Source organism: Marinobacterium halophilum, from assembly GCF_003014615.1.
GTDB lineage: Bacteria > Pseudomonadota > Gammaproteobacteria > Pseudomonadales > Balneatricaceae > Marinobacterium > Marinobacterium halophilum.
This window is the reverse complement of record NZ_PYGI01000001.1, coordinates 209,338-236,146: the sequence shown is the minus strand read 5'-3', so window position 1 is coordinate 236,146 and position 26,809 is coordinate 209,338. Positions and strand designations below refer to the sequence as shown.

The window sequence follows — 26,809 nt, the reverse complement described above, 5'->3', positions numbered from 1 at the left end:
CGGTCGTCTGACCAGCCCTTTCCCACGATATCCTCCGCGCCTCAGTGCGCTTCGCTCACGCCACGTTTACGCGCAAGCCAATCCGAAATCGACGCGATCATGGCGTAAAACGTCGGCACGAAACAGCTGCCGATGATCGCCACCGAGCCCATCCCCACCGATACAGCTGTACCGATATGGTGACTGCTGGTATCACTGGCACCGGTCGCCAATGCCAACGGTAGAGTACCGAGGATAAAGGCGAACGATGTCATTATGATCGGACGGAAGCGCAGTTCCGCTGCAGTAACGGCCGCTTCGCGGATCGATTTGCCGAATTCCTTGCGCTGCAACTCGGCAAACTCGACGATCAGAATCGCGTTCTTGGCGGCCAACCCGACGACCACCAGCAAGCCGATTTCGACATAGACGCTGACCTCTAAACCGCGCAGTACAATGCCACCCACTGCACCGAAGAAGGCGAACGGTGTCGCCGTCATGACCGCTAATGGCAATGACCAGCTTTCATACTGTGCCGCCAGAATCAGGAACATCATCAAAATGCCGAAACCGATCGCCAGCGAGGCCGTATTGCCCAACGTCGTTTCCTGGTATGCAGTACCGGTCCAGCCCATACCCCAATCACTACCCAAGGTCTCCTGCACGATCTCTTCCATCGCCGAAATCGCTTGGCCCGAGCTGTAGCCGTTAGCCGGACCACCCTGGAACTGAGCCCCCAGATACACCCCGAAACGGGAGACGGCGGCTGGACCGGTCTGGCGCTCCAGCGTGACAAACTCCGACAACGGGATGCGCTCGCCACTGCTGCTGCGCACAAAGATGTTGTTCAAATCGTCTGGCTTCTGACGGTATTCATCTTCGTTTTGCAGGTAGACCTGGAAGTTGCGGTTCTGGTAACTGAAGTAGTTAACGAAACCGTTACCCAACGTATTGGACAGGGTTGCATTCAGGTCTTCCAGTGCGACCCCATAACTCAGGGTTTTCTGTCGGTCGACATCCGCCCGATAGGATGGAACATTGACGTTGAACGTAGTGAATACACGGTTCAGTGCCGGATGCTGGCTGGCAGCCTGCATCACCTTTACCGACGCCTGATACAGCTCCTGTGAAGAGGCCCCCGAATAGGACTGCAGGTAACCGGTGAAACCACCCGTCGTGGACAGGCCGCTGATCGGTGGCATATTGAACGCCACTGCGCTACCGCCCGGCGTCTGTGTACCGATCTGCATCACCTGCCCAATCAACTGATCGGCGCTCAGCTCACGTTCTTCCCACGGCAGCATGCTGATGAACATGACCCCACGGGCGCTGTTGACCGCGCTGGACAGGATATCGTAGCCCGCCACCGCTGCCACATGAGCAACCCCAGGAATCTCCTGAACCTGCTGACTGACGTTATCCATGTAACGACTGGTACGGTCCAGCGAAGCCGCATCCGGCAGCGAAATACTGGCCAGAATAATGCCTTGGTCCGTCTGCGGTACCAATGTGGTCGGTGCTTCCTGGAACATCCACCAGGAGCCGGCACTCATGCCGAACGTAAGCAGCAACGCCAGCACCCAACGGCGCACCAGCAGATCCACACAACGTACATATAGCGCGGTAACGGCATCAAACCCTCGGTTGAACAGGTGCAACGGCGCATGCAGCGCATGCAGCGCCCGCAACAGGCCGGATTCCTGCTGTTGATGCAGGTTGTGCTTGATGAAAACCGCCGACAGTGCCGGTGTGAACGTAAGTGCCATCAGTGCCGAGAAGCCGACCGAGATCGCGATCGTCAGGGCGAACTGCTGATAGATCTGACCGGTGAAACCGCCCAGAAAGGCTACCGGCACGAACACCGCGGCCATGATCAGCGAGGTTGCAATCACCGGTCCACCGACCTCTTTCATCGCCTGAATGGTCGCCTGACGCACACTTATATTTTCATCTTCGCTCAGTACACGCTCGACGTTTTCCACCACCAGAATGGCATCATCCACCACGATCCCGATCGCCAGCACCAGCGCGAACAGCGTCAACAGGTTAAGCGAGAAGTCGAACAGGTAGAAACCGGCAAAGGTCGCCACCACCGACACCGGCACCACCGACATGGCGATAACGGTAAAGCGCCAGTTCTGCAGGAAGACATACAGAATGACCCCAACAATCAGGAAGGCTTCGATGAAGGTTGTAACCACCGTATCCACCGAGGCACTGATAAACAGGGTGGTGTCATATGGAACCACGTAGTCCAGCCCCGGCGGGAATCGACCCGACAGTTCTTCCACCTTGGCCTTGACCGCCAGCGAGGTTTCCAGTGCATTGGCTCCCGGCTGCTGGTTGATCACGATCGGAGTCATGCCGGCGCTGTCCAAACGGGCATCAACACCGTAGAACGACGCACCCAACTCAATACGAGCCACATCCTTGAGCAGCAGCGCCGAACCGTCGGCATTGGTGCGCAGGAAGATATTACGGAAATCATCCGCACTGGACAGACGTCCACCCGCCGTTACCGTGTAGGTGTAGGCACGCGGATCGCTCTGCGGCGTACCGGCCAAACTGCCGGCAGGCACTTCGGTATTCTGAGCCCGGATCGCCCGCGCGACTTCGGTGGGCGTCAGATCGTACTGGGACAGCTTTTCCGGATCCATCCAGATCCGCATGGCAAACTTGCCGCCGCCGAGAACATCCGCCTCCCCCACACCGGGTATCTGGCGCAGTTCATCAAGGATATTCAGCGTCGCATAGTTCTGCATATAGATGTTGTCGTAGTCATCTTCCGGCGCAACCAGCGCCAGCAACATCAGAATCGAGCTTGAACGCAACTTTACGGTGACGCCCTGTGCCTGTACCTCTTCCGGCAACTGCGACAGGGCTCCCTGGACACGGTTGTTGACGTTGATGGTGTTGGTATCGCCATCCGTACCGATGTCGAATGCGATACTCAAGCTCATCGAGCCATTATCGGCACTGGTCGAGGTCATGTAGAGCATGTTCTCGACCCCGTTAATCGCCTCGGCCAATGGTGCAGCCACGGTCTGCGCAACCGTTTCCGCGTTGGCTCCCGGGAACACCGCCCGCACCGAGACAGTCGGCGGCACCACGTTGGGGTACTGCTCGATCGGCAACACGCGCAGACTCACCACCCCGATCAACGTCAGGATGATCGCAATCACCGTGGCGAAGATTGGCCGTTTAATGAAGAAGTTGGCGAAATTCATGCGCTGTCACCTTCCTGCTCAACCGCGTCAACGGCCGCACGAGGCTTGATCGGTGTACCCGGTTTGATCCCTGCAGGGTCACCTGTAATGACAGACTCACCGGGCTCCAGCCCGTCCAGAATGATCTGCAGCTCGCCCGCCACTTCACCCAGTTTAACGGTGCGTGCACGGGCCTTGCTGTCAGCATCGATCACAAACACCTGCGGTCCCATAAGTCCCTGAGTTACGGCAATTTCCGGCACGGCTATCACGTTGTAGCGCTTGAGCCCTTCAATGCTCACCCGCACAAACTGACCCGGCAGCACTTTGGCATTCGGGTTGGCAAACGTGGCTGAGGCCTGCACGGTGCTGGTGCGCTGATCGACACGAACATCGAGAAAATCCAGTGACCCCTGCAAACGGGTCGCCGTGTCATCAGCGGTTTCACCCAGCGCCAGACTGGCATGAATGCGGTTGATGTCATCCAGCTGCAACTGGTTACGCAGCTCCAGCGCATCCTTCAACGGCATCTGGAAACGGACTTCCAGCGGGTCAAGCGGCGTAATCGTGACCAACTCGGTGCCTTCACGTACCAGGTTACCCAAGTTGACCCGACTCAACCCCGCACGTCCGCTGACCGGCGCGGTCACCTGGGTATAATTGAGATCAATACGTGCGCTGGCCAGTGCCGCTTCAGCCTGCGCAACACGTGCCCGTGCAACCTGCTGCTCTGCCAGTGCCTGATCGTACTGCTGACGACTGACCGAATTACGCTTGAGCAAAGACTCATAGCGCACGGCATCACGTCCGGCACGAGCCAGCTCGGCCTTGGCGCTCTGCAGGTCGGCCTCCCGCTCCTGCACGTGGGCCTGATACTGCTCAGGCTCGATGGTATAGAGTACCTGCCCCTTGCTGATCTGGTCCCCCTGCTCAAATTGGCGCGTTTCCAGCGTACCGGTGACACGCGCAACCAGTGTTACTTCGTTGTCACTGCGCAGCAGGGAGGAATAGGTTTTGTCGAGGGCAATATCCTGTCGACTCAGTGTCACAACTTCGGCTTCAACCGGCGGTAGCGACCGGGCTCCATCTGCCGGTTGCGCAGTATCATCACCGCAGGCACTCAACAACAGTGTCATGAGGGCTAAAATCAGGACACGGCCTTTGGAAAGAGATGTCTTCATCACAAGAATCCTGGTGTTTGAAAAGCAAAGGCAAATTTTACATTCATACATGTATGGATGTAAATTAAACCGGCATTCATTTAATTCGTTACTTCACGATAGACTGCCTTTTGGCACCTGTCCGGTATGATGTAGCACAATGCAAACAGGTTCAGGTTACGTCATTATGTATGTCTCAACTCGAAATGACGCCTGTCAGCAACACGGACGCTGAATGAACGCCATCACACCGAACACCCTGCAACGCAGCCTGACCGGACTGGAACTCCAGGTTGGTACACGCCTGCCCTGGTCCTTGTACAGCCCTCAGGGCACCCTGCTGCTGACCCAAGGTTCCCTGATTCGCACTGAAAAGCAGATAGAGAGCCTGCTCGGCATCAAGGCACATTATTTCCTGACGCCACATTTGGGCACCTACGCACCACAGACATCGAACAAAAGTGGCAGCAGCAAAGTCAGCAGCTTCGTCATCATTCATACCTTGCTGGAGCGATTGGAAGATGCGTTCAAGCTGCTAAAGACGCAGCACAACGGCAACGCCTTCATTCGCAAAATCATGCAGCTGGTGTTTGATATTCAAGGAACCTGCGAAGAAAACCCGGACGGTATGCTTGGCACCATGCAACTGATCGTGGAAGCGCCTCATGGCCTGGTTCACCCACTGCATGACGCCCTGATGTGTGAAGTGGCGTGCTGCCGTATGGGCCAGGGCCCGCTCGAACGATTCCCCTTGATCGCTGCCGCGCTGACGCACGATCTGGGCATGTACGATATCCAGCAGGCACTGTTTGAACAGTCCAGCCCGCTTACCGAAAAGCAACGCCATATCATCGACACTCACACTCAACGCTCCCACGACCTGCTGCGGCAACAGGGGGTGACGGAAGCACGCTGGCTCACACCGGTATTGCAACACCATGAACGTCTTGATGGCAGCGGCTACCCCGCCGGACTGGTCGGCGAGGCGATCAGCCGCGACGCACGTCTGCTGGCAATTACCGATTGCTACTCGGCCATGATTCGGCCACGCGCCTATCGCAATCAGGTGCTGCCACGCGACGCTCTGCGCGAGATTTTCCAGCAACGCGGCAGCACCATTGACGCCGAACTGGCACGCCTGTTCATTGAGGTTATGGGCATCTTTGCCCCTGGTACGCTGGTCAAACTGACCAACGGCGAGATTGCACTGATTACCGGGCGCGGTAAATCACTGAATCAACCGACCCTGGCGCTGATCAGCAACCGCCTGGGTGTATGCCTGCAGCAACCTGAAGCCTTTACTCTGGAAGATAACCGCGAGATCAGTGCCGTATTGCGCATTCAGGATCATGCCGAGCTGATCGCACTTTTGGGTGACGTCTGGCCTGCGATGACGCCGATTCCGTCAGCCTGTTGAGGGTCTGCCGGGCCATGCGTCCGGCACTACGAACAATCGCTCAACTTCCTGCCATCCCGCCGAGCTCACAGCCAATCGAGCCAACAGCCGCGGCTGCCCCGTCTGACAGACTTCATCGGCAGCCGTGATCAGAGTATCGGCCGCCGGTGCCGATGCCTGCTCCCAGACGCCCAGCCAATGCGGCTTGCGCAGTACGACCCAGCCATTTGCATCGCGGCCGGCCAGCTGGCTGACATGACACCATTGGCCGCGCCCGTGAGCCATATCAGTCTGCGCGGGCGCATCCAGCGCAGACTGTTCGGGGTAAAACAGGTAGCCGGGCATGAAGATGCGCGGCCGTGGCGGCATTGTCAGTCCAAACTCTGCCAACAGCGGCCGCGCTTCCGGTCGTGCGGCCATGCCGGATTGATGCCCCAGCAGCCGCGCCGTCTTGAGATCCAGCCGATCACGGCTGTCGGGGCCGTACCAGAGCGTTTGCTCCGCTGCCGGGGCCAGGTAACCAAGGTAGAATTTGACCGCGATTTCGTGATGCTCGACGGCTCCACTGAGTGGATTGCGCACCAGAAAATCGAGTTCACCCAGCGTACGTTTGCCATCCATGATTTGCCGGTTGCGGGCCAACAGCGGCCACTCCAGCACATCACTCAAGAGGCAGGCATACAGCTGCTCGAAATAGAGGCCCAGACGACGCGGCGCAGGCTGCCTCAAACACGCAGGCATATGTTCGGGATGACGATCCCAGAAGATTAGACGGGCCAGGTAATCCGCTGGCAGATAGTTCAGCGGATCGAAGGTTTCGGCCCCCCGATATAACTGAGGAGCCGAACACAGCCAGGCAAGATGACGCATCACCGGCTGCTGAAAACGGGGTTGCTCAGCGTTGGCGCTCATACACGCTCAGACTGACGGCGGTGCCCAGATTAAGCGATTCGATCAGTCCCGCACCGGGTATAGTGAAAGCGTGGGCCTGCAGCCGGTCGAGCTGATCACGAGGCACGCCCCGCGCTTCATTGCCGAACAGATAGCAGTCACAGGCCTTGAACGCGTCCGTATTCAGCGGCTCGCCGTTCATGTCGAGGCAGCCGATCTGCTGAAAGCGCCCCTGCAGGCTATCCAGCGATACGTCCAGCTCCAGCGGTACATGAAAAATCGCGCCCATGCTGGCACGGATGACCTTGGGATTGAACGGATCAACGCTGCCAGGGCTGAGCAGACAGCGATAGCCGCCAAACCAGGCCAGTGTGCGCAGAATGGTACCCAGATTGCCCGGGTCCTGAATCTCGTGCAGATAGATGGCGATTTCACGCTCGGCGACCGGCGGCTGTATCGCCGCCATCGGCAGAACGGCCACAATACCTTGAGGACTTTTGGTCGCACTGATGAGACTCATCTGCTTGCTGCTGACCGTATGCATCGCCAAGTCGCTTTGCCACTCGGCATAGTGATCGGTCAGATACAGCTCGGCGACCTTCAGGCCAGGCTGGTGCACGGCTGCGTTTTGCAGCTCCAACACCAGATGCTCACCTTCTACCAGGCAGTACCCCAGCTCGCTGCGGTACTTTTTCTGCTGCAGTTTCTTGATCGAGTCCAGATTCATGCCTGGCCCGCTTCCCACTGACGCACCATATCCAGTGCCAATGCTTCTGCCACCTTGATGCCGTCGATTCCGGCCGAAAGGATCCCCCCCGCGTAACCGGCCCCCTCACCGGCCGGGTACAGGCCGCGCACGTTAAGGCTCTGCAGGGTTTGCGTGTCACGGGTAATGCGTACCGGTGACGAGGTCCGTGACTCGATACCGGTCAACACCGCATCTTCACGATCAAAACCGCGGATTTTCTTGCCAAACGCCGGCAGTGCTTCACGGATCGCTTCGATCACGTAATCCGGCAACGCTTCGGCCAGGTCACACAGGTTCACACCCGGCTGATAGGACGGTTCCACCTCGCCCAACTGTTCGGATGGCTTGCCGCGCAGGAAGTCACCCACCAGCTGAGCCGGTGCGCGATAGTCACAGCCACCCAACTGATAAGCCACCGCTTCCAGCCGTTCCTGCAATTCCACGCCCGCCAGCGGCCCACCCGGAAAGTCCTGCTCGGGGTGGATACCCACCACGATACCGGCGTTGGCGTTGCGCTCCTTGCGCGAGTACTGGCTCATGCCGTTGGTTACCACACGGCCCTCTTCAGACGTCGCTGCGACCACCTGCCCACCGGGGCACATGCAGAAGCTGTAGACCGCACGGCCATTCTTGGCGTGATGGATCAGTTTATAGTCCGCTGCACCCAGCTCTTCATGACCGGCGTATTTGCCCAGACGGGCCTTGTCGATCATCGTTTGCGGGTGTTCGATACGGAAACCGACGGCGAACGGCTTGGGCTCGATATGCACGTCCCGTGCATGCAACATGCGGAAGGTTTCACGGGCACTGTGACCCAGCGCCAGCACGACATGGCGACTCATCAAGCGACTGCCGTCGTCGAGTTCGACACCTGTAACCTCGCCATCTTCCAGCAACAGGTCTGTCACCTTGGACTCGAACCGAATTTCACCGCCCAGTGCAATGATCTCGGCGCGCATCTTGGCCACAACACTGGTCAGACGGAAGGTGCCGATATGCGGCTTGTTGACGTACAGAATGTTGTCCGGCGCGCCGTGCTGCACAAACTCATGCATCACCTTGCGACCATAGAATTTGGGGTCTTTCACCTGACTGTAGAGCTTGCCGTCCGAGAACAGGCCCGCGCCACCTTCACCGAACTGCACGTTGGATTCGGTCATCAGCGTATTCTTGCGCCACAGCGCCCAGGTATCCTGCGTCCGCTGACGCACATTACGACCGCGTTCCAGCACGATCGGGTTGAACCCCATCTGCGCCAGAATCATCGCGGCAAACAGACCACAGGGACCAAAACCGATGACGATCGGACGCTCTTTCAGACCTTCAGGGGCCGTGGCGACCGGGTAGTATGCGGTGTCCGGTGCCGGACCGACATGCACATCCTTGGCAAACCGTTCCAGTACTGCGGCTTCGTCACGCACCTCGAGATCAATGATGTATACAAATTTGATCTCGGTATTTTTCTTGCGGGCGTCATAGCTGCGCTTGAATACGGTAAAACAAATCAACGCATCATCCGCCAGCGCCAGACGCTTCAGAATCGCTTCACGCAGGGCGGTTTCGGGATGATCGAGGGGGAGTGCAAGTTCGGACAAACGAATCATGAGTAAGGTTCCGGCCGGTCAACCCGGCAAAGGGACTGTAAAGCGCAAATTATACCCGCCACCCGATATAAAGTCAGGCAACACCGATGACTGCCTTGGCGCACCATGACTCGGCCACGTACAATAGGCGTTTTCAACAGATGGTTGCAGTGTAGTTATGGCCCGATCCAAAAGCAGCGCCCGTTGGCTCAAGGAACATGTCAACGATCCCTTCGTCAAACAGGCGCAGAAAGATGGCTACCGTTCCCGTGCCAGTTACAAGCTGCTGGCCCTCAACGAGAAAGACAAACTGATCAAGCCCGGCATGCTGGTGATCGACCTCGGTTCGGCACCGGGGGGCTGGTCTCAGGTCGCATCCGGCATGGTCGGTGAACGGGGCAAGATGATCGCTTCCGATATTCTGCCCATGGATGCATTGCCCGACGTGGAGTTCATTCAGGGCGACTTCACCGAAGAGAGCGTTTTCAACGAGATCATGCAGGTGATCGACGACCGCCCGGTGGACGTTGTGATCTCCGATATGGCCCCCAACTTGAGCGGCGTGGCTTCCGCCGATCAGGTCGCTTCGATCTACCTGATCGAACTGGCGCTGGACATGGCGCAGCAGGTGCTCAAGCCCAAAGGCAGCTTTGTGGCCAAGGCATTTCAGGGTGAAGGCTACGAAGACTTCGTCAAGGAAGTGCGCAACCACTTCGACACCGTGGTCATCCGTAAACCGGACGCCTCCCGTGCGCGCTCGCGCGAAGTGTACGTGGTCGGCAAGGGCTTCAAGGGCTAACACTCGTCCCGCCCGCAGCGATGCAGGCGGGGCAATCAGTTCATGCGAATCAGTACCACGCCCGCCAGCAGGCACACCACCCCGAGTGCCCGCCCCAGATTAATGCTGTGCTGCGGAAAAGTGGCCCAGCCCAAGTGGTCCAGGATAAGCGAGGCGATCAACTGCCCGGCCACCAGTAACGCCACCATGGTCGCCGCGCCAATGCGCGGTGCCAGAAAGGCGCCGGTTGCCACAAACAGCGCCCCCATGAAGCCACCCGTCCAGGCCCACCAGGGGGCATGTTTCATGTCAGCAATGACCGGCCATTCGTAACGCATCGCCAACACCACACCTAACAGGGCTGCCGTCCCCACCATGAACGAGATCCAGGACGCCCAGATCGCCCCCTGACTGTGCAGGGCCAACGTGCTGTTTACCCCCGCCTGCAGCGGCATCATCATGCCTGCAACAAACGCCAGCGCCAGCCAGAAATAGAGCATATAGCCTCCTTTCATGGTCAAAAAACTCTGCTCGGATCACTCAACGGCGAGTCAGGTAGACGCCGCACTCCAGGTGATCGGTATAGGGAAACTGGTCAAAGATCGCAAACCGCTCCAGCTTGTGGGTTTTGCTGATCTGCTCCAGATTGGCATGCAGCGTATCCGGGTTGCAGGAAATGTACAGGATATGCGGATACTCGCAGATCTGCTCCACGGTATGCTCATCCAGACCGGCACGCGGCGGGTCTACCAACACCGTCGAGAATTCGCATGTTTCCAGCGCCAGATCCTGCACTTTTCGGCTGGTCTTTTCACCTTTCAGGATCAGCGACAGATCTTCCGACGGCATGCGCAGCACATCAATATTATCGATACCATTCTCGGCGATGTTCCACTCGGCCGAACGCACCGACACCTTGGAAATCTCGGTGGCCACTACACGGCGGAAGTTCTGCGCCAGCGGCAGGGTGAAGTTGCCGTTACCGCAGTAGAACTCGACCAGATCACCGCCAGCCTGCGCAGTTGAATCGATCGCCCACTCGATCATCTTCTCGCAGACATGGCCGTTGGGCTGAGTAAAGCCGTTCTCAGTCTGCTGATAGCGGTAATCACGGCCCTTGATGTTCAGCGTTTCCACCACGAAGTCGTGGTCCATGATGATCTTCTGCTTGCGTGAACGGCCGATAACGTCGATGTTGAATCGCTCGCGCAGCGGGCGTGCATGTTCGATCCACTCGTCATCGAGCTTGCGATGGTAAATCAGGCTGACCAGCAGTTCGTCGGACAGAGTGCTGAGAAAGTCGACCTGAAACATCTTGAAGCGCAGCACCGGATCGAGGCGAATCACCTCTATCAGTTCAAACATCATGTCATGAATGCGCTTCGACACCATCGGGCAGCTGTCCAGCCGCACGGGCGTCCGCTTGTCGCCCTCGAACATCACGTAGTAGAGATCATCCCCCTCATGCCAGGTACGGAATTCGGCACGCAGGCGATAGTGTTCCGGCTGCGAGGTGAATACCTCGATATCGGGCAAGTCGAACTCGGCAAACTGTGTTTCGATGCGGGCTTGTTTCGCTGCCAGCAAGGCATCGTACTGTTCCGGTTCCACGCGGGGAAGGGCCATCGGCTAACCTCTGTACTCTAAAGTGATCGATCGGGCTGTGGGTCTATCGGGCGGCGGATTCTAGCACAGCCGCCCTCAGCCTTCATTCAGAGATCAATCCGGCGTAGAATAGCTGCCTTCTTTTATACTTAACCGACTCAGAGCCAACGATGTCCGACAGCAAGCGCAAGATTCTCGTCACCAGTGCCCTGCCCTATGCCAATGGCCCCATCCATCTGGGCCATCTGGTCGAGTATATCCAGACTGACATCTGGGTTCGTTTCCAGAAGCAGCGTGGTCATAATCGGGCTGTGGGTCTATCGGGCGGCGGATTCTAGCACAGCCGCCCTCAGCCTTCATTCAGAGATCAATCCGGCGTAGAATAGCTGCCTTCTTTTATACTTAACCGACTCAGAGCCAACGATGTCCGACAGCAAGCGCAAGATTCTCGTCACCAGTGCCCTGCCCTATGCCAATGGCCCCATCCATCTGGGCCATCTGGTCGAGTATATCCAGACTGACATCTGGGTTCGTTTCCAGAAGCAGCGTGGTCATAACTGCACGTATGTCTGTGCCGATGACGCACACGGCACGCCGATCATGCTCAAGGCCGACCAGATGGGCAAAAACCCGCAGGAACTGATCGACCAGGTCAGCGCCGAGCATCAGCGCGACTTTGCCGGTTTTATGGTCAACTTCGACAACTACTACTCCACCCACTCCGAAGAAAACCGCCACTTCTCCGCGCTGATCTACGAGCGCCTGCGTGACGCCGGCCACATCAGCCGTCGCACTATCACCCAGGCCTACGATCCGGTGAAGAACATGTTCCTGCCGGACCGCTTCATCAAGGGCGACTGCCCCAAGTGTGGCGCCAAGGACCAGTACGGCGATTCCTGCGAAGCCTGTGGTGCAACCTATCAGCCCACCGAGCTGAAGAACGCCTACTCCGCCATCTCCGGTGCCACACCAATCGAGAAGGAGTCTGAGCACTACTTCTTCAAACTGGGTGATTTTGAAGAGTTTCTGCGGACCTGGGTCAACGAACACGTACAGACCCAGATGATCCACAAACTCAATGAGTGGTTCGAATCCGGCCTGCAGGAATGGGATATCTCCCGCGACGCGCCTTACTGGGGCTTCGAAATTCCGGACGCACCGGGCAAGTACTTCTACGTCTGGATGGACGCGCCGATCGGTTACATGGCCAGCTTCAAGAACTGGTGCGACAAGAACGATGTCGATTTTGACGAGTACTGGAAAGAAGGCTCCGACGCCGAGCTGTACCACTTCATCGGCAAGGACATCGCCTACTTCCATACCCTGTTCTGGCCCGCCGAACTTAAAGGCGCAGGCTTCCGCACCCCGACCGGCGTATTCTGCCACGGCTTCCTGACCGTCAACGGCCAGAAGATGTCCAAGTCACGCGGCACCTTCATCATGGCCGAGACCTACCTGAACCACCTGCGTCCAGAGTACCTGCGTTATTACTTCGCCGCCAAACTGGGTTCCGGCATCGACGATATCGACCTGAGCCTGGAAGACTTCCGCTTCCGCGTGAACGCCGACCTGGTCAACAAGGTCGTCAATATCGCCAGCCGCTGCGCCGGCTTCATCAAGAAAAAATTCGACGGCCAGCTCGACAGTACCCTGGCTGATGCAGCCCTGTATCAGGAAGCGGTAGCGTTGGGTGACGTGGTCGCCGACGCCTACGAGAAGCGCGAATACGGCCGCGCCATGCGTGAAATCATGCATCTCGCCGACAAGGCCAACCAGTACATCGATACCGCCGAGCCTTGGGTACTGGCCAAACAGGAAGGCAAGGAAGCGGAAGTACAGGCATGCTGCAGCATGGGCATCAACCTGTTCCGCGTGATCATCAGCTACCTGGCACCGGTACTGCCGGAAGTGGCCGAACAGGCGTGCGAGTTCCTGAACATCGACACCCTGGCCTGGGATGCCGTCAAGGAGCCGCTGCTGGATCACAAGATCAACAAGTTCAAACCGCTGATGCAGCGTGTTGACGAAACCACCATCGAAGCGCTGATCGAAGATTCCAAACAGAGCCTGCAGGCCCAGCCGCAAGTTGCCGCTGCAACGCCCGTTGCCGAAACCGAGCTAAGCAAGGAACCGGTTGCCGAAACCATTGAGTTCCCGGACTTTGCCAAGGTTGACCTGCGTGTCGCCAAAATCGCCAAGGCTGAACATGTGGAAGGTGCCGACAAACTGCTGCGACTGACGCTGGACCTGGGCGGCGAGACCCGCAACGTTTTCGCCGGTATCAAATCCGCCTACAAGCCGGAAGATCTGGAAGGCAAACTGACCGTCATGGTTGCCAACCTGGCACCGCGCAAAATGAAGTTCGGCATGTCCGAAGGCATGGTCTTGGCCGCTGGCCCGGGCGGTGAAGATCTGTGGATTCTGGAACCGCACGCAGGCGCACAGCCCGGCATGCGAATCAAGTAATCTGTGACAATAGCCGGCCTAGTGCCGGCTATTTTGTATACCCAGCCTTGTATACTCCGCTTACGGCCGGCTAACCGCCGTGGTTAATCCACCGACCTGCCCCACAAATCACCAAAACGATCTCGGTGACACAGGTACACACGCAGATCAAACTCCAGCTGGTGGTAATCCGACTCCATATAACAGCAGAGTTTATAAAACGCCTTGTCGTGATCCTTCTCGCGCAGGTGCGCCAGTTCATGCACCAGAATCATCCGCAACAATGGCTCAGGCACCTTGCGAAACAGGGACGAAATCCGCACCTCGTTTTTCGCTTTCAGCTTATTGCCCTGCACCCGTGACACATACGTATGCAGACCCAAGGCATTATTGATGATGTGAATCTTGTCATCGTAAATGACCTTGCTGATCGGCGCTGAACTGCGCATAAACTGATTTTTGATACCTTGGGCATAGGCATACAACGCCTTTTCCGACGCCAACTCATGCGCCTGAGGATATTTCTTCAGCAACCAGGCACCGGATGTATTGTTCTCCAGCAACGCCTGCACCTGCTGCTGAACATCTGGACTGTACCCGCTGAGGTAGTTCGGTTTTTTAGGCTGACTCATGGATAACCATACTGACGTGTGAAGAACTCGGGCACATGCTGCCAAGCCAAACGCGCACCTGCGCGTCTGCTTGAACATTCACTCGACTAATCGCGCTTATACAAGGCCTGTATCGTACTGGACGCCAATGAATGAGCATTCACCATATAGCCGGTCAACGCACCCGAGGCATTCTCCGGCAGTTCCAGTTTTTGCGACAGCGCATGTACCGTGAATTGGTAACGGTGAGCACCGTTCTTTTTCGGTGTGCAGGCTCCGCCAAAGCCTTTGGTACCGTAATCATTGTCGATCTGGATGCTGCCCTGGGGGATGCTACCGCTGCCCGGCGTGCCCGCGCCCGCAGGCAAACTATTCACATCAGCGGGGATATTAACAATTTGCCAGTGCCACCAACCACTGCCCGTGGGCGCGTCCGGGTCGTAGACAAAAACCGCGAAGGCTTGAGTGCCTTCCGGCGCACCCGACCAGGATAACTGCGGTGATACATTACCACCATCACAGCCAAAACCTTTAAACTCCTGTGCCTTGCTCATGAACTCGCCATGGGCGATATCGTTACTGCTCAGCGTCAGAGAATCCGCGTAGGCCGCGCCGGTAAGGAATATTGATGTCAGTGAAACAAGGACGGAGGTTTTAAACTGTCGCATGTCATGCCCCATAACCTGTTATGTGAAAAAAGAGCCATCGCCGTGTTCAGTCCGATTGACTGGATAAACCCTAGTACGTGCGGGTGATGTTGTACGTCTCGATAAAGGTATCCGAACTAAAGATACCCATCAGGGTAGCCGTTGAGACAGAGAAGGGGACCACAAACAGCAGTGCTTTCACCACATCCTGTTCAATGTGGTGAAGCGCAAACAGATAAACCAATGCCGCAGACAGGAACAGGGCAATAGACACCTTGTTGGCCGCAAAGAAGAACGGTATCTCAAACGCCCACAGCGTTTCCCTACCCATGAACTTGAACAGGCCGACACTGACATAGGCCAATGCCACTATTACCGCGACCGCCACAACAACGATGATAAATGGAAAAAATCCCTTGCCACTCAACACCACGTAACCCATACGCAGTGAAAACATCATTGCCGCAAACCAGAACAGCACCAACGGCCCTAATACCAACCCCATACATCCTCCATGAACCCGATAGCTATAAAACGTTTGGTGTTTAACCTTCCAGCGTTACCAGAGTCATAGCAGGCATCGGTACCGCGTGGGTTTGGCGGTCAGTATAAGGACTTTTGCAAACAAAACACCTCTGTACAACTTACGAGTAATCCTGATCAGGGTTAGCCAACTTCACCTCCAGCGGTGCCGGACTCGCTGCAGCAGGCATACCGATCATTTCGTTATAGGGACTTTCGTGAACCAGTACCGTGTCGGTAATGCCAAGGCCCTTGAACGGAAACTTGGCATCCAGCTGACTGTTGAAGCGTAAAATAGTACCTTTATCGTCGCAGACGTTGAGCAATTCCTCGCCATGCTTCAACTGCACCTGTACCAGATACATGCTGCTTTCAAATGCCCGTAGCACCAGGCGCTCTACCTGCCCCAGCTGTTTCTTGACTTCATTCAGTGCAATTTTCATCTCTGTGCCTCCAGTTGCATTAATGCATCTACGTGATCCCAGAGCATACGGTTTATCCTCAAGGCGTTTTAAGGTAAAACCGATCACTCCTGAATAACGGAGGTGCAGGATGAAGGTTCTGATTATCGGTGCCGGCGGAATCGGTTGCTACTATGGCGCTCGTTTGCTCAATGCCGGGCACCCGGTCACGTTTGTGGCCCGCGGCGCACATCTGCAGGCCATGCAGCAACAAGGACTGACCGTTGAACATGAAGCGTTGCACTTCTGCGCCCCGGTGGAGGCTCTGTCGATGGAGCAGCTTCTGGCTCAACACACATGTGCCGACTATGACCTGATCATGCTGGCACTCAAATCCGGGGCAACCCGTGACTGGCTGGATACCTGTGCCGAGTGGCTGCAACCGGCAAACACGCCGGTGCTGTCACTGCAAAACGGGGTTGATAACGAGCCGTTGATCGCCTCGGCCATCGGTGTCGAGCGTACGCTGGGCGGTTTGGCTGTACGGATCGGCGGGCATATTCTCGCGCCCGGCCACATCGAAGCCAAAGGCCCCGCTCAGGTGGTCATGGGCCGCTGGCCGCAGGTCGATGCCCCCGACGCCACGCTGAGTCAGCTGGTTGAAACATTGAACGCTGCCCAGATCCCGACTCGACTGACCGATAACATCCGTCATGAGCTGTGGAAGAAGCTGCTGATCAACAACGGCGTCAATCCACTCAGCGCGCTGACCGGTCTCGACACCCGCAGCCTCACGGCAGACCCGGCTCTGGGCAAAACGGTCTACGCAATGATGCAGGAAACGGCCGTCGCTGCTCGCGCCGATAAGGTTGAGCTGACCCAAAGTGATGTAGACGAGATGTTTACCCTGATCAGCCAGTTCGATGCGATCAAGACATCCATGCTGGTCGACCGGGAAAAAGGCCGCCCGCTGGAACTGGATGATATCAGCGGAACGGTGATACGCCGCTGCCTGCAACTGGGTGAGTCCGCGCCCAATACCGAGCTGGTGCAGCGATTGCTGCAACTGGATATCCGCCCTGTGCAATGGCAGCCGCTAACGGCATAATGCGCGCCATCACCTACCTGCAGGAGTTGTTTATGACACTTGATACATTTATTGCCCGCCTGGGACAGGATGACAGCCTGGATTTCGAAGAGACCATGGCCATCATCAGCGAGTATTTTGATTACACCCCTTGCGCTTTCCGCAACGGTCTCGGTGATCAGGCTGTATTCAACGAAGCTGGCCAGAATGAAGGTTCATGCAAGATTTTCGGTTTTGCTCAGTTGATGCAACTGGATCAGGCGCAAACGCTCGCCTGCTTCGGCCGCTTTTACCGCGACGTGCTGAACACGCCGGAAGGCACCGATCACGGCAACATCCGCAGCTTCATGGTAAACGGCTGGGACGGGATCGTGTTCGAAGGTCAGCCGCTAAGCCGCAAGGCCAGCTGATCAGAACAGCGGGAGCTGCTCGGCTTCCGCCTCTTCCTCTTTCGGCCCCAGCCGGTAGCCGACACCCAATAGACGCACTGGCCTTGAGCCACGCTGCCAGGCCTCCTCCAGCAACGATGCAAACAGCCCCTGATGCGGATGTTCAGAACGACATTCTGCCGTGGTCTGATTAAAATCGTTGAACTTCACCTTCACCACCAACCCAAGTATCTGCCGCGACTCGCGGTGGCGTTCATACCGCTGCTCCAGATCAGCCATCAAGGTCTCCAACTGATCCATACAGCTGGCCAAGTCCGGCCGGTCCTGACTGTAGGTGTGCTCTACACTGACGGATTTACGTTCACGATGGGTACGCACTTCACGCGTATCTTCTCCGCGCGACAGCTGCCACAGGCGCTCGCCAAAACGGCCAAAGTGGTTTTGCAACTCAACCAGCGACAGTGCCTGCAATTCAGTACAGGTGCCCACGCCCAGCCCCATCAGCTTTTCCTGGGTACGCGGCCCAACGCCAGGAATTTTCTTGACTGGCAGCTGCACCATGAACTCAGCCTGCTGCTCAGGCGTAATGACGCAGAGGCCGTCAGGCTTGTTCCAGTCACTGGCCACCTTGGCCAGAAACTTGTTCTGCGCCACCCCGGCCGAAACGGTAATACCGGTTTCTTCACGCACCTGCTGGCGTACCGCTTCGGCGATACGGGTGGCACTGCCACCGAGCAGCGTGCTATCGGTGACATCCAGGTAGGCTTCATCAATCGAGACCGGCTCGATCAGATGGGTGAAGCGGCGATAGATGGCAAAGATCTGCTCCGCCACTTCACGGTAATGTGCCATATTGCCGGACACCAGCACCAGATGCGGACACAGCTGCAGCGCTTTGGCCGTCGGCATGGCCGAGTGAATACCAAAACGACGAGCCGGGTAATTACAGGTCGCAATAACGCCACGCCGGGTGGCAGCGCCACCAACAGCCAATGGCACATCACGCCACTCGGGGTGCGCCAGCATCTCGACCGCCGCAAAGAAGCAGTCACAGTCCAAGTGAATGATTTTTCGATGCTTATCCGATTGGGGTGTATCAACTACCGCAGTTTCCATTAGGGCCATATCTAATCTAGATTAATAACGTATTCACGCACGAAACCATCAGGGGAGCAAGTATATGCCCGCACAGGAATGGAACGGCCGTGAACGGCGCAACACCTCCGATCGCCGCCAGTCATCCGACCGACGTGAAGAGATCCGTTTCGAGCCAGGTAAGCAGGATCGCCGTAAAAACCGCGGACGCCGCACAGAAGACCAGGATCCCTGGCAGAAAAACCTCAATGACTGACTCAACCTGTCACCTGTCCGTCACATAGCCGTCACCCCTCCGTCATCGCATCGCCATAGTGTATGAGACAGATGATGGAGGTGACTGAACATGCAGATCGATGTCGAACAGGTACTGGTCAACAAATATCCTGCGTTTGTCCGTAAACCCGCGCCAGTTAGGCGCTCTACCCTGTTTTGCCTGCGTCGACTGGTGCGCGAGCAAGAGATCAACCGCTTTCTTGAAATCCACCAGCACGCCAGCGGTTTCGAGTTTATCGATCAGGTACTGGACTACTTCAATTTCAGCTACACCCTCAGCCACAAGGAGCGAATGAATATCCCGTCCTCGGGCCGGGTGATGATCGTTGCCAACCACCCCCTGGGCGCACTGGACGGTTTGGCACTGCTGAAACTGATCGGCGAGGTACGCCGTGATGTCCGCATTATCGCCAATGACGTGTTGATGCATTTTGATGCATTGCAAAACCTGTTCCTGCCGGTCGACAATCTGGGCAAAAACACCCGCAAAGACAACATCGCCCGCATCGCAGCCGCACTGCAAAATGACGAGGCCGTGATCGTTTTCCCCGCTGGCGAAGTCTCCCGTGCGGGGTTAACAGGTATCAAGGATGGCAAATGGAACAGCGGTTTTATCCATTTTGCCCGCAAGGCCAACGCACCGATTCTACCCGTTTATCTGGGCGGCAAGAACTCACCACTGTTCTATGGCCTTTCCTATATCAACAAGTCAATGTCGACCCTGATGTTGGCGCGCGAGATGTTCAACAAACACTCGGTCACGCTGCCGGTCCGTATTGGCGAGCCAATCGCGTTCGGCCAGCTCGATGCGTTACCGGTATCCAATCGCGACAAGGCCAAGTTGCTGAAGAAGCACCTGTACCGCATCGCACGTAACAAACCGCCGCTGTTCCTGACCGAGAAAACCATCGCCCATCCACAAAACCGCCAGACCATCAAACAGGAGCTGAAACAGGCTGAGTTGCTGGGCGAAACCGCCGATGGCAAGAAAATCTACCTGTTCGATTACCATCCCGACTCGGTGGTGATGCAGGAGATCGGCCGGTTGCGTGAAATTGCCTTTCGCACCGTAGGCGAAGGTACCGGCGAAAAGCGTGATCTGGACCGTTACGATCAGCACTACCGCCACCTGATTCTCTGGGACGAAGAGGATCTGGAAATTGCCGGTGCGTACCGCATCGGTGAAGGCCATCGGCGTATAAAGAGTCACGAATATCCGCTCTACAGCGAATCCCTGTTCAACTACAGCGAACAGATGGATACCATTTTTGAACACGGCGTCGAGCTGGGGCGCAGCTTCGTGCAACCACGCTACTGGGGCAAACGCTCACTGGATTATCTGTGGTACGGCATCGGTGCCTATCTGCGCCGCCACCCGGAGGTGCGTTACCTGTTCGGCCCGGTCAGCCTGAGCAACAGCTACCCCAAACGTGCACGCGATCTGCTGGTCTGGTTCTACCGCCACTATTTCCCCGACACCGCTTGGCTGGCACGGGCCAACAGCCCCTATCGGCTGGACAGTGATGCCGACAGCACCATCACCCAACTGTTCAGCGGTGACAACTACCGTGAAGACTTCAGTCGTCTGCGCGAGCAGCTCGATTTCCTGGGTGTCTCCGTACCGACCCTATACAAACAGTACAGTGAACTCTGTGAACCCGGAGGCGTCAGCTTTCTTGATTTTGGCGTTGATGCCGACTTCAACTATTGCATTGACGGGCTGGTGCTGGTCGACACGCACAAGGTCAAGACACGCAAGCGTGAACGCTACATCGGCAGTCATGCATAAATGACACGGCTGCGGTACAGTACCGGTTCCTAATCATGTTCAGGAGCCACAATGCACCCCTTGGGATTGGTACTGTTTGTCCTTATCGCGCTGGGCAGCGGATACTGGTGGCTACGCCAGCCACTGAATCAGCGCCGCAGCGCCAGCGGCAAGATTATTCTGCTGCTGGTCACGCTTGGCCTGCTCTATCTGGCCATTACCGGCCGCCTACACTGGCTGGGGGCCATCGTTGCGCTGAGCTTACCGTTCATTAAAAAACTGCTGCCGCTGCTGTTGCGCACCTTCCCGGCACTGGCCCGATGGTGGCAGTCAAGACGACAACAGAACCAGAGCCAGCAACAAAAGCAGCGCCGCGGACATAACAGCCCACTGCAAGAAGCCGAAGCGCTCGACATTCTGGGCCTGCAACCCGGCGCCAGCCGCGAAGAGATTATCAGTGCGCATCGTCATCTGATCCAGAAGCTGCACCCCGACCGTCATGGCAGTGCCTACCTGGCCGCGCGGGTTAACGAAGCCCGCGACCGTCTGCTGAACGGCTAATGCCTAGTCCCACCAGTCCAGCTCGCCACTGTCTGCACGCAGCATCCGCGCCGACGGCTGCAGCGTGAGCACGCGGCCATAGGCCGGATGAAATGTGCCCAAAGCAAGCGTGCCGTCAGCTCCGATTTGGAAATCAATCGGCTGCATGTCCCGATCATCCGGTTCCAGACGCAGCTGGTCCGCCGATACCCGCGACCAGCGGCCAGGGTATTCAATGATCGGCTGATCATTCATATAGTCTTCCGCCAGCATGAAGCGTTGATCACGACCCAGCGACAGGCGCAGCTTGCGCGTGGTCATACTGTCCGACGTCACATAGGCCGCCCGCAGCGGCCAATGCTCAAGATCACCCAGACGGGCACAGCCACGATAGTCCGTACCGTTCACTTCCGCGACCATACTCAAGGCATACCAGGCACCTGAAGTCGTACGGCACGGCTGGGGTTCAATGGAAAACAGTAACCGGTGATCCTTACCCCCGCCACCCATTGTCTGCTCCCAGCGACGCTCACGCGCAAGACGCTTGACCTCTGGCCGCTCAAAGCCCAGCTGTAACAAACGATCACGGTATTGCACCCGAACCTGCTGCTCACGCAAATCAAATACAACATCACCTTCAGCAGTCACAGCGCGCAACTCGATACCGGGCAGAGTATGCTCACAGGCTGCCAACGAGCCACCAATTACCAGCGGCTCCTGCAATACAACAGGATTCATTGCCATACTCGCACGGGCCTCTACATATACCGGCCAACCATCACCCACACTGTGCGCGTCAAACTCTGCCTGTAACAACGCGGATGTAACGTCTGCACGCATTGACGTCGCAGTCCCGCAAGCCGAGAACCAGAAACCATCTTCCTGTCGGCTCAAGGTACCGCGTACAAATTGACTGGATGGATCAGATTTCAGCACAGCCCCCATACATCCACTCAACAATACCGACGTCACCATAGAAAGTGCATACATCCATTTAAACCGCATCCCGCAAAACCCTTAGTGTTTTTTAAACTCATGTTTAGATAAATCCACAGCGCGGACATTATGGGCGAACAACCGGATCCACGGCTAGACTCAAGGCAACCAAACTGCAGACACAGGAGCTTCTGCCATGAATGACCATGTATATAAAATCATTGAAGTGGCCGGTTCTTCTACCCAAAGCCACGATGACGCCATCCGCACTGCCGTCAGCAAGGCCGCCGAAACAGTGCAGCACTTGAACTGGTACGAGGTCAAAGAGATGCGCGGACACATCACAGATGGTCAGATCGCCCATTTCCAAGTCGTCATCCGGGTAGGCTTCCGTCTTGAGTAGGCAAATTATCCAAAAAGAGACACTGTAACTGATTGATAGATAAGGAAACTCAAGAATAACGCCTACTTTTGTATCATTTTAGCAGACACTTTTTATGGATATCCTATGGCAACAGAGATATTTCTGATTAGAAAAATCAATAACTAATTGATAGCAAAGGCCAATCAGAAAAATGGCTCACTTTGTGCTAGTCCCGCACTGAATTGTCTGACCGACACTCGGATGTCATCGCTCACGCTTGCCTCGACCTGACTGAGAGTCTGTTTAATGGAATAATCGCGTCTTTTCTCAGTAATGCAGGCTACGATGACCCGCTTGAAATGGCACACTCATTCACTTAAGCAACTGGTACTACTGGCCTTTTTCCTGGCTACCGTCCCACTTGCCATTCTGATTTTTCAATCAGGCAATGCCCTGGTAGCCCAGTCAGAGCGCGCCCGCAGCCTCGCCCGTGAAATGTTGCAAAGCAGCCAACACACGGAAGAGCTGCGCATTCTGGCAGAAGATATAACCCGCGCTGCCCGTCAGTATGAGATCGTCAACCGCTCCGAGTTACGGGACCGATTACAGAACCAGCTACAGGCTTACCGCACTCTGCTGCAGCAACTCCAGCTGCCGGGTGCAGGTGCATTATCCTCGGCGACAGCACCCCTACACGCAGCACTGGACAGCATTGATACTCAGTCAAGGTCTGCAACACCTTCGCGCTTTGACCCGGCACAGCTGGACAAGCTGATGACCAGCACACTGGCGCTGATCAGAAGTATCGATGAGCAGTTCAACGTCCGCCTGGCCGAGCTGGAACAACAGGTCAAGGCGGAACAGCTGCGCACTACCTGGCAAGCCATCCTGCTGATGTTCGCCTCCACCGTCCTGATCCTGTTTTTCAGTACCCGTATCAGTCGACCGGTACAGCATTTGATTCGCCACATCCGTGATTTGGGCGAAGGCCAGCGCACCCCCTCACCCACATTGTCTGGACCACTGGAACTGGCACAGGTTAACGAGCAACTCAATTGGCTGGCTGAACGCCTGCAGGCACTTGAAGAAGACAAGGCTCGCTTTTTACGGCATATATCACATGAATTAAAAACGCCTTTAACAACGCTACGCGAAGGTGCCGATATTTTATCCGAAGAGCTGGCAGGCCCCCTGACTAAAAATCAACGCGAGATTACCGGACTACTGCAACAAAATAGTCTTACCTTGCAGGAGTTAATCGAACAACTGTTAGATTACAACAAGTTGCAACAACCCCACCGCTTGCAAAAAGAAAAGGTTGCATTACCATCTCTGTTGCAGCGTATAATTGCGCCGTTCAAGTTGCAGATTGAACAAAAACAACTGCAACTGGAGATTAAACTCGATGATATCGAGTATTGGTATACTGATGCACATATGCTTCAACGCATTCTGTCCAACCTGATTTCCAATGCCGTACATTATTCTGATCAGGGTGGCACTTTATGCATCAATGCGTGTCGAACGGGTGCTGTACTGGAACTGCAGGTCGCCAATACCGGCCCTCTTATTCCAGACGATGATATCCCGCTGCTGTTCGAACCCTTTTATCAAGGGCGTAACCGACGTCGCGGCCCGCTGAAAGGGTCTGGCATCGGCTTGAGCATTGCAGCACAGGCAAGCAATGCACTGGAGGCACGTTTGCACATCAGCCGTAACAGTGACGGCTGGGTCGCTTTCAGCCTTTCTTTACCGACTCTGGAACACTGACGTGATACGACAACTTTTACTCGGCCTCAGTCTTTCACTGCTTGCCGGATGCCAGCTTATTGAGCGTATCGGGCAGACACTGCCTGATGTCCCGCGTACAGCGGCGATGCCGACACCGGCATGTACCTTTGATGAGCAGCATTTAAGTGAATGGTTACGTTTTGAACACCGTTACATTTCGTCTACACTTGAAGATAAGCGCAAGCTCCTTATTGACGCAGAGCGCAGACAACAAACAATACTGCACGCACTGCTTATCAGCACTCCCGGGCAATCACCGGAGCAGCTGAAGCGGGCACATGAATTGTTGATTCAATTGAACACCGGTCCTGCGTCATGCAGTACCAGCCAGTACCTGTATTTGCGTACTCGCCAACTACAGCTCCAGCTGGAACAACTGGAACAACTGGATACGCAAACACTGAAAGTAGATGAACTACAGCGTCAGGTCGATGCCCTGACGGACCTGGAACGACAAATAACGCGACAGCGTGAGGAGCACTGACAGATGACGTCAAACCCCAACATTCTGCTGGTCGATGATGATACCGCCCTGCTGCGGCTGCTGGAAATGCGGCTACAGGCATCAGGCTACGAAATCAATTGCGCCGAAAGCGGAGACCAGGCACTTGCCCTGATTCGTCAACACAGCTTTGATCTTGTACTCACCGACTTGCGAATGGATGGCATGGATGGCCTGACGCTCTTTTCCCGTATTCAGCAAGAGCAGCCCGACCTGCCTGTTATTATCATTACCGCCCATGGCTCGATCCCAGAAGCCGTCGAAGCGACCCAGAAAGGCGTATTCGGCTTCCTGTCCAAGCCGATCGACAAACAGCATCTGCTGGATACAGTGCGGGCCGCACTGGATAGCTCACAACGCAATCGCGATCAGAGCTGGCGCGCCGGAATTATCAGCCACAGCGACCGCATGGAACAGGTACTTGACCAGGCCCAGCGCGTAGCGGCATCCGACGTCAGCGTCCTGATTACCGGCCCCAGTGGCAGCGGCAAGGAACTGGTCGCCAAGGCTATTCACAAGGTAAGTTCACGCCGCGACAAGCCGTTCATTGCTATCAACTGCGGCGCCCTGCCTGAGCAGCTGCTTGAATCGGAGCTGTTCGGCCACACCAAAGGTGCCTTTACCGGCGCAGTCAATCAACACGAAGGCCTGTTCCGGGCAGCACAGGGTGGCACACTGTTCCTCGACGAGATCGGTGACATGCCGGTTTCCCTGCAGGTCAAACTGCTGCGCGCACTTCAGGAGCGTACCATTCGTCCGGTCGGCTCGACGCAAAGCACGCCCATTGACGTACGCATCATTTCCGCAACGCATCGCAACCTGGAATCAGCGATGCTGAGCCAGGAGTTTCGGGAAGACCTGTATTACCGCCTCAACGTCGTCAATCTGGAACTGCCACCCCTGCGCGAGCGACCGGAAGACATTCCGTTGCTGGCACGGCACTTTCTGTCCCAGGCGGCACAGAAGCACAACCGCAAGGTCCGTGGCATTTCTCCCGGCGCTTTGCACCTGCTGGCTCAGGCGGCCTGGCCGGGCAACGTTCGCCAACTGGAAAACGTGATGGAACAGGTTGTGGCTTTGAGCCCCTCTCCAATCATTCCAGAAGGCTTGGTATCCAAGGCGCTGACCAATCAGGAGCAGGTCATTCCGTCCTTTAACGAAGCCCGCGCCGACTTCGAACGCCGCTACCTGATCAAGGTACTGCAGATCACCGAAGGCAACGTGACCCATGCGGCACGTATTGCGCAGCGCAATCGGACCGACTTCTACAAACTGCTGAACAAACATGAGCTGGAAGCGGCTCAGTTTAAAGCCAGTGCAAAAGCGGCGCTGGCTGCGCAGCAAGAAGTGCTCAAGCTGGCCGAGAAGAAAAGAAAGGCAGGCTAAACACCTGCCCTGACTGGGTAACTGAGTGCCAACCGTACTTAGTTGCCCAGCAAATCCATTGCCTTGTCCGTCAACTCAACAACATCCAATACCGTTCCCCGCCCCTCGGCAACCCGCACAATGCGGTCACCCAACAGAATCAGCTCTGCAGCTTCCGAACCATGCCCAAGACGGTCAAGATACTCTCGAGGCAAGCGTTCACCCGAACGATACAACTCTGCATCCAATACCTCGCCACGCCGAACCTTGTCCTGCCAGCCCGGCGGCAGACGCCCGCCACGCTCCAGTTTCTTCTGCAATCCTGGCGGCAACCCTCGATAGTGCCCACCTTCAGGACGTACGCCATAGTGTTCCCGAAGCACGATATCACGCAGTTCATACCGCTCCCGCTCCGTCAACGATGACAGCCGGCGCGCATCCGTGCGTGTCTCATGGCGTTCGGAACCACGATACTCCCGGTCATCACGATCACTGTGTTCACCCTTGCGGTATTCTTGCTTCTCTTTGGATTTATCCGCCCATTCCGGCTTGTCCGCCCAAGCGGGCGCCACCATCACGCTAAGCGCAAGACCGATGATTGCAATCTTCATTATTATTCCCTCTCCCGCTCAATGATCATCACGTCGCCACTACAGCAAACGCATTGGCATTTCGTCCCGTCTTGACTAGTATCCTCTGCTCTTGTGTTCTGTTTGATGAGTCT

Annotated in this window: 26 protein-coding genes and 1 pseudogene; 13 read left to right on the top strand and 14 right to left on the bottom strand. The window is 56.4% G+C overall.

The genetic code is table 11. The annotated features are described in order from the left end of the window. Positions 1-41: 41 nt before the first annotated feature. Together CLV44_RS01135 and CLV44_RS01130 are read right to left on the bottom strand one after the other, a co-directional pair. Positions 42-3,206: an efflux RND transporter permease subunit gene (locus CLV44_RS01135; RefSeq protein ID WP_106590263.1), complete on the bottom strand. Its 3,165-nt coding sequence runs from the start codon at positions 3,204-3,206 to the stop codon at positions 42-44. Beyond that, positions 3,203-4,366 (bottom strand): efflux RND transporter periplasmic adaptor subunit, encoded by a 1,164-nt coding sequence (locus CLV44_RS01130; RefSeq protein ID WP_106590262.1) that lies wholly within the window; start codon positions 4,364-4,366, stop codon positions 3,203-3,205. Before CLV44_RS01130 ends, CLV44_RS01135 begins: the two co-directional genes overlap by 4 nt. Before the next feature lie 214 nt (positions 4,367-4,580). On the opposite strand from CLV44_RS01130, the gene CLV44_RS01125 reads away from it, so the two are divergent. Beyond that, positions 4,581-5,762 carry an HD-GYP domain-containing protein gene (locus CLV44_RS01125; protein WP_106590261.1) on the top strand — a complete coding sequence of 394 codons (1,182 nt, stop codon included), beginning with the start codon at positions 4,581-4,583 and terminating at the stop codon, positions 5,760-5,762. Here CLV44_RS01125 and CLV44_RS01120 read toward each other — a convergent pair. Genes CLV44_RS01120 through CLV44_RS01110 form a run of 3 tightly spaced genes read right to left on the bottom strand, consistent with a single transcriptional unit; the run spans position 5,751 to position 8,984 of the window. Next, entirely contained in the window at positions 5,751-6,653 is a 903-nt protein-coding gene (locus CLV44_RS01120) for a DUF1853 family protein (RefSeq protein WP_106590260.1), read from the bottom strand. The genes CLV44_RS01125 and CLV44_RS01120 overlap by 12 nt on opposite strands. Next, positions 6,637-7,359 carry a TrmH family RNA methyltransferase gene (locus CLV44_RS01115; protein ID WP_106590259.1) on the bottom strand — a complete coding sequence of 241 codons (723 nt, stop codon included), beginning with the start codon at positions 7,357-7,359 and terminating at the stop codon, positions 6,637-6,639. Before CLV44_RS01115 ends, CLV44_RS01120 begins: the two co-directional genes overlap by 17 nt. After that, entirely contained in the window at positions 7,356-8,984 is a 1,629-nt protein-coding gene (locus tag CLV44_RS01110; protein WP_106590258.1) for an NAD(P)/FAD-dependent oxidoreductase, read from the bottom strand. The genes CLV44_RS01115 and CLV44_RS01110 overlap by 4 nt, the downstream gene beginning before the upstream one ends. A gap of 157 nt (positions 8,985-9,141) precedes the next feature. Between CLV44_RS01110 and rlmE the strand changes: the two genes are divergently transcribed. Then, a complete protein-coding gene (rlmE, locus tag CLV44_RS01105; RefSeq protein ID WP_106590257.1) occupies positions 9,142-9,762 on the top strand; it encodes a 23S rRNA (uridine(2552)-2'-O)-methyltransferase RlmE in 621 nt (206 codons plus the stop codon). A 35-nt stretch (positions 9,763-9,797) separates the two neighbouring features. Here the strand turns inward: rlmE and CLV44_RS01100 are convergent, their stop codons facing one another. Next, on the bottom strand, positions 9,798-10,241 hold the full coding sequence (locus CLV44_RS01100) for a DMT family transporter (RefSeq protein WP_106590256.1): 444 nt from the start codon (positions 10,239-10,241) through the stop codon (positions 9,798-9,800). Between the two features lie 40 nt (positions 10,242-10,281). Then, a complete protein-coding gene (trmA, locus tag CLV44_RS01095) occupies positions 10,282-11,367 on the bottom strand; it encodes a tRNA (uridine(54)-C5)-methyltransferase TrmA (RefSeq protein WP_106590255.1) in 1,086 nt (361 codons plus the stop codon). Positions 11,368-11,516: 149 nt separating this feature from the next. On the opposite strand from trmA, the pseudogene CLV44_RS01090 reads away from it, so the two are divergent. Both CLV44_RS01090 and metG read left to right on the top strand, forming a co-directional pair. Continuing rightward, positions 11,517-11,648: pseudogene (locus tag CLV44_RS01090) on the top strand (class I tRNA ligase family protein); the annotation flags it as partial. 121 nt (positions 11,649-11,769) lie between these two features. Beyond that, positions 11,770-13,812, top strand: coding sequence for a methionine--tRNA ligase (gene metG, locus CLV44_RS01085; RefSeq protein WP_106590253.1), 2,043 nt, complete (start codon positions 11,770-11,772; stop codon positions 13,810-13,812). A gap of 83 nt (positions 13,813-13,895) precedes the next feature. On the opposite strand, the gene CLV44_RS01080 is transcribed toward metG, so the two are convergent. From CLV44_RS01080 to CLV44_RS01065, 4 genes are all read right to left on the bottom strand, one after another. Continuing rightward, the gene (locus CLV44_RS01080) at positions 13,896-14,423 is read right to left on the bottom strand and encodes a M48 metallopeptidase family protein (protein ID WP_106590252.1); all 528 of its coding nucleotides are present in this window, start codon (positions 14,421-14,423) and stop codon (positions 13,896-13,898) included. Between the two features lie 86 nt (positions 14,424-14,509). Beyond that, on the bottom strand, positions 14,510-15,070 hold the full coding sequence (locus CLV44_RS01075; RefSeq protein ID WP_106590251.1) for a YbhB/YbcL family Raf kinase inhibitor-like protein: 561 nt from the start codon (positions 15,068-15,070) through the stop codon (positions 14,510-14,512). A gap of 70 nt (positions 15,071-15,140) precedes the next feature. Then, the gene (locus CLV44_RS01070; RefSeq protein ID WP_106590250.1) at positions 15,141-15,554 is read right to left on the bottom strand and encodes a hypothetical protein; all 414 of its coding nucleotides are present in this window, start codon (positions 15,552-15,554) and stop codon (positions 15,141-15,143) included. 139 nt (positions 15,555-15,693) lie between these two features. Further along, complete coding sequence (locus CLV44_RS01065) at positions 15,694-16,014, bottom strand: DUF6482 family protein (protein ID WP_106590249.1); 321 nt, start codon at positions 16,012-16,014, stop codon at positions 15,694-15,696. Between the two features lie 109 nt (positions 16,015-16,123). On the opposite strand from CLV44_RS01065, the gene CLV44_RS01060 reads away from it, so the two are divergent. Together CLV44_RS01060 and CLV44_RS01055 are read left to right on the top strand one after the other, a co-directional pair. Continuing rightward, positions 16,124-17,080: a ketopantoate reductase family protein gene (locus CLV44_RS01060; protein ID WP_106590248.1), complete on the top strand. Its 957-nt coding sequence runs from the start codon at positions 16,124-16,126 to the stop codon at positions 17,078-17,080. A gap of 32 nt (positions 17,081-17,112) precedes the next feature. Further along, positions 17,113-17,469, top strand: a complete 357-nt coding sequence (locus tag CLV44_RS01055; protein WP_106590309.1) for a HopJ type III effector protein — start codon at positions 17,113-17,115, stop codon at positions 17,467-17,469. Here CLV44_RS01055 and dinB read toward each other — a convergent pair whose 3' ends face one another. Next, the gene (gene dinB / locus CLV44_RS01050) at positions 17,470-18,564 is read right to left on the bottom strand and encodes a DNA polymerase IV (RefSeq protein ID WP_106590247.1); all 1,095 of its coding nucleotides are present in this window, start codon (positions 18,562-18,564) and stop codon (positions 17,470-17,472) included. Positions 18,565-18,628: 64 nt separating this feature from the next. Here dinB and CLV44_RS17285 point away from each other — a divergent pair, with 64 nt between their 5' ends. The 3 genes from CLV44_RS17285 to CLV44_RS01040 all read left to right on the top strand — a co-directional run bounded on the left by CLV44_RS17285 (position 18,629) and on the right by CLV44_RS01040 (position 21,148). Continuing rightward, entirely contained in the window at positions 18,629-18,799 is a 171-nt protein-coding gene (locus tag CLV44_RS17285) for a hypothetical protein (protein WP_170069223.1), read from the top strand. Positions 18,800-18,889: 90 nt separating this feature from the next. After that, positions 18,890-20,608 (top strand): bifunctional ornithine lipid synthase OlsF, encoded by a 1,719-nt coding sequence (olsF, locus tag CLV44_RS01045; RefSeq protein WP_106590246.1) that lies wholly within the window; start codon positions 18,890-18,892, stop codon positions 20,606-20,608. A gap of 51 nt (positions 20,609-20,659) precedes the next feature. Beyond that, complete coding sequence (locus tag CLV44_RS01040; protein WP_106590245.1) at positions 20,660-21,148, top strand: DnaJ domain-containing protein; 489 nt, start codon at positions 20,660-20,662, stop codon at positions 21,146-21,148. Between the two features lie 3 nt (positions 21,149-21,151). Here CLV44_RS01040 and CLV44_RS01035 read toward each other — a convergent pair whose 3' ends face one another. After that, positions 21,152-22,063, bottom strand: coding sequence for a hypothetical protein (locus CLV44_RS01035; protein ID WP_146139969.1), 912 nt, complete (start codon positions 22,061-22,063; stop codon positions 21,152-21,154). Positions 22,064-22,259: 196 nt separating this feature from the next. Between CLV44_RS01035 and CLV44_RS01030 the strand changes: the two genes are divergently transcribed. The 4 genes from CLV44_RS01030 to CLV44_RS01015 all read left to right on the top strand — a co-directional run bounded on the left by CLV44_RS01030 (position 22,260) and on the right by CLV44_RS01015 (position 26,106). Continuing rightward, complete coding sequence (locus CLV44_RS01030) at positions 22,260-22,466, top strand: dodecin (protein ID WP_106590243.1); 207 nt, start codon at positions 22,260-22,262, stop codon at positions 22,464-22,466. A 306-nt stretch (positions 22,467-22,772) separates the two neighbouring features. Further along, the gene (locus tag CLV44_RS01025; RefSeq protein WP_170069222.1) at positions 22,773-24,197 is read left to right on the top strand and encodes a sensor histidine kinase; all 1,425 of its coding nucleotides are present in this window, start codon (positions 22,773-22,775) and stop codon (positions 24,195-24,197) included. 1 nt (position 24,198) lies between these two features. Continuing rightward, on the top strand, positions 24,199-24,702 hold the full coding sequence (locus CLV44_RS01020; RefSeq protein ID WP_106590241.1) for a hypothetical protein: 504 nt from the start codon (positions 24,199-24,201) through the stop codon (positions 24,700-24,702). Positions 24,703-24,705: 3 nt separating this feature from the next. Further along, positions 24,706-26,106, top strand: coding sequence for a sigma 54-interacting transcriptional regulator (locus CLV44_RS01015; RefSeq protein WP_106590240.1), 1,401 nt, complete (start codon positions 24,706-24,708; stop codon positions 26,104-26,106). Between the two features lie 38 nt (positions 26,107-26,144). Here CLV44_RS01015 and CLV44_RS01010 read toward each other — a convergent pair whose 3' ends face one another. Then, a complete protein-coding gene (locus tag CLV44_RS01010; RefSeq protein WP_106590239.1) occupies positions 26,145-26,696 on the bottom strand; it encodes a hypothetical protein in 552 nt (183 codons plus the stop codon). Between the last annotated feature and the right edge of the window lie 113 nt (positions 26,697-26,809).

Coding starts and splice junctions, on each gene's coding strand:
- CLV44_RS01135 (WP_106590263.1), bottom strand. CDS start 3,206: ATGAATTTCGCCAACTTCTTCATTAAACGGCCAATCTTCGCCACGGTG.
- CLV44_RS01130 (WP_106590262.1), bottom strand. CDS start 4,366: ATGAAGACATCTCTTTCCAAAGGCCGTGTCCTGATTTTAGCCCTCATG.
- CLV44_RS01125 (WP_106590261.1), top strand. CDS start 4,581: ATGAACGCCATCACACCGAACACCCTGCAACGCAGCCTGACCGGACTG.
- CLV44_RS01120 (WP_106590260.1), bottom strand. CDS start 6,653: ATGAGCGCCAACGCTGAGCAACCCCGTTTTCAGCAGCCGGTGATGCGT.
- CLV44_RS01115 (WP_106590259.1), bottom strand. CDS start 7,359: ATGAATCTGGACTCGATCAAGAAACTGCAGCAGAAAAAGTACCGCAGC.
- CLV44_RS01110 (WP_106590258.1), bottom strand. CDS start 8,984: ATGATTCGTTTGTCCGAACTTGCACTCCCCCTCGATCATCCCGAAACC.
- rlmE (WP_106590257.1), top strand. CDS start 9,142: ATGGCCCGATCCAAAAGCAGCGCCCGTTGGCTCAAGGAACATGTCAAC.
- CLV44_RS01100 (WP_106590256.1), bottom strand. CDS start 10,241: ATGCTCTATTTCTGGCTGGCGCTGGCGTTTGTTGCAGGCATGATGATG.
- trmA (WP_106590255.1), bottom strand. CDS start 11,367: ATGGCCCTTCCCCGCGTGGAACCGGAACAGTACGATGCCTTGCTGGCA.
- metG (WP_106590253.1), top strand. CDS start 11,770: ATGTCCGACAGCAAGCGCAAGATTCTCGTCACCAGTGCCCTGCCCTAT.
- CLV44_RS01080 (WP_106590252.1), bottom strand. CDS start 14,423: ATGAGTCAGCCTAAAAAACCGAACTACCTCAGCGGGTACAGTCCAGAT.
- CLV44_RS01075 (WP_106590251.1), bottom strand. CDS start 15,070: ATGCGACAGTTTAAAACCTCCGTCCTTGTTTCACTGACATCAATATTC.
- CLV44_RS01070 (WP_106590250.1), bottom strand. CDS start 15,554: ATGGGGTTGGTATTAGGGCCGTTGGTGCTGTTCTGGTTTGCGGCAATG.
- CLV44_RS01065 (WP_106590249.1), bottom strand. CDS start 16,014: ATGAAAATTGCACTGAATGAAGTCAAGAAACAGCTGGGGCAGGTAGAG.
- CLV44_RS01060 (WP_106590248.1), top strand. CDS start 16,124: ATGAAGGTTCTGATTATCGGTGCCGGCGGAATCGGTTGCTACTATGGC.
- CLV44_RS01055 (WP_106590309.1), top strand. CDS start 17,113: ATGACACTTGATACATTTATTGCCCGCCTGGGACAGGATGACAGCCTG.
- dinB (WP_106590247.1), bottom strand. CDS start 18,564: ATGGAAACTGCGGTAGTTGATACACCCCAATCGGATAAGCATCGAAAA.
- CLV44_RS17285 (WP_170069223.1), top strand. CDS start 18,629: ATGCCCGCACAGGAATGGAACGGCCGTGAACGGCGCAACACCTCCGAT.
- olsF (WP_106590246.1), top strand. CDS start 18,890: ATGCAGATCGATGTCGAACAGGTACTGGTCAACAAATATCCTGCGTTT.
- CLV44_RS01040 (WP_106590245.1), top strand. CDS start 20,660: ATGCACCCCTTGGGATTGGTACTGTTTGTCCTTATCGCGCTGGGCAGC.
- CLV44_RS01030 (WP_106590243.1), top strand. CDS start 22,260: ATGAATGACCATGTATATAAAATCATTGAAGTGGCCGGTTCTTCTACC.
- CLV44_RS01025 (WP_170069222.1), top strand. CDS start 22,773: ATGACCCGCTTGAAATGGCACACTCATTCACTTAAGCAACTGGTACTA.
- CLV44_RS01015 (WP_106590240.1), top strand. CDS start 24,706: ATGACGTCAAACCCCAACATTCTGCTGGTCGATGATGATACCGCCCTG.
- CLV44_RS01010 (WP_106590239.1), bottom strand. CDS start 26,696: ATGAAGATTGCAATCATCGGTCTTGCGCTTAGCGTGATGGTGGCGCCC.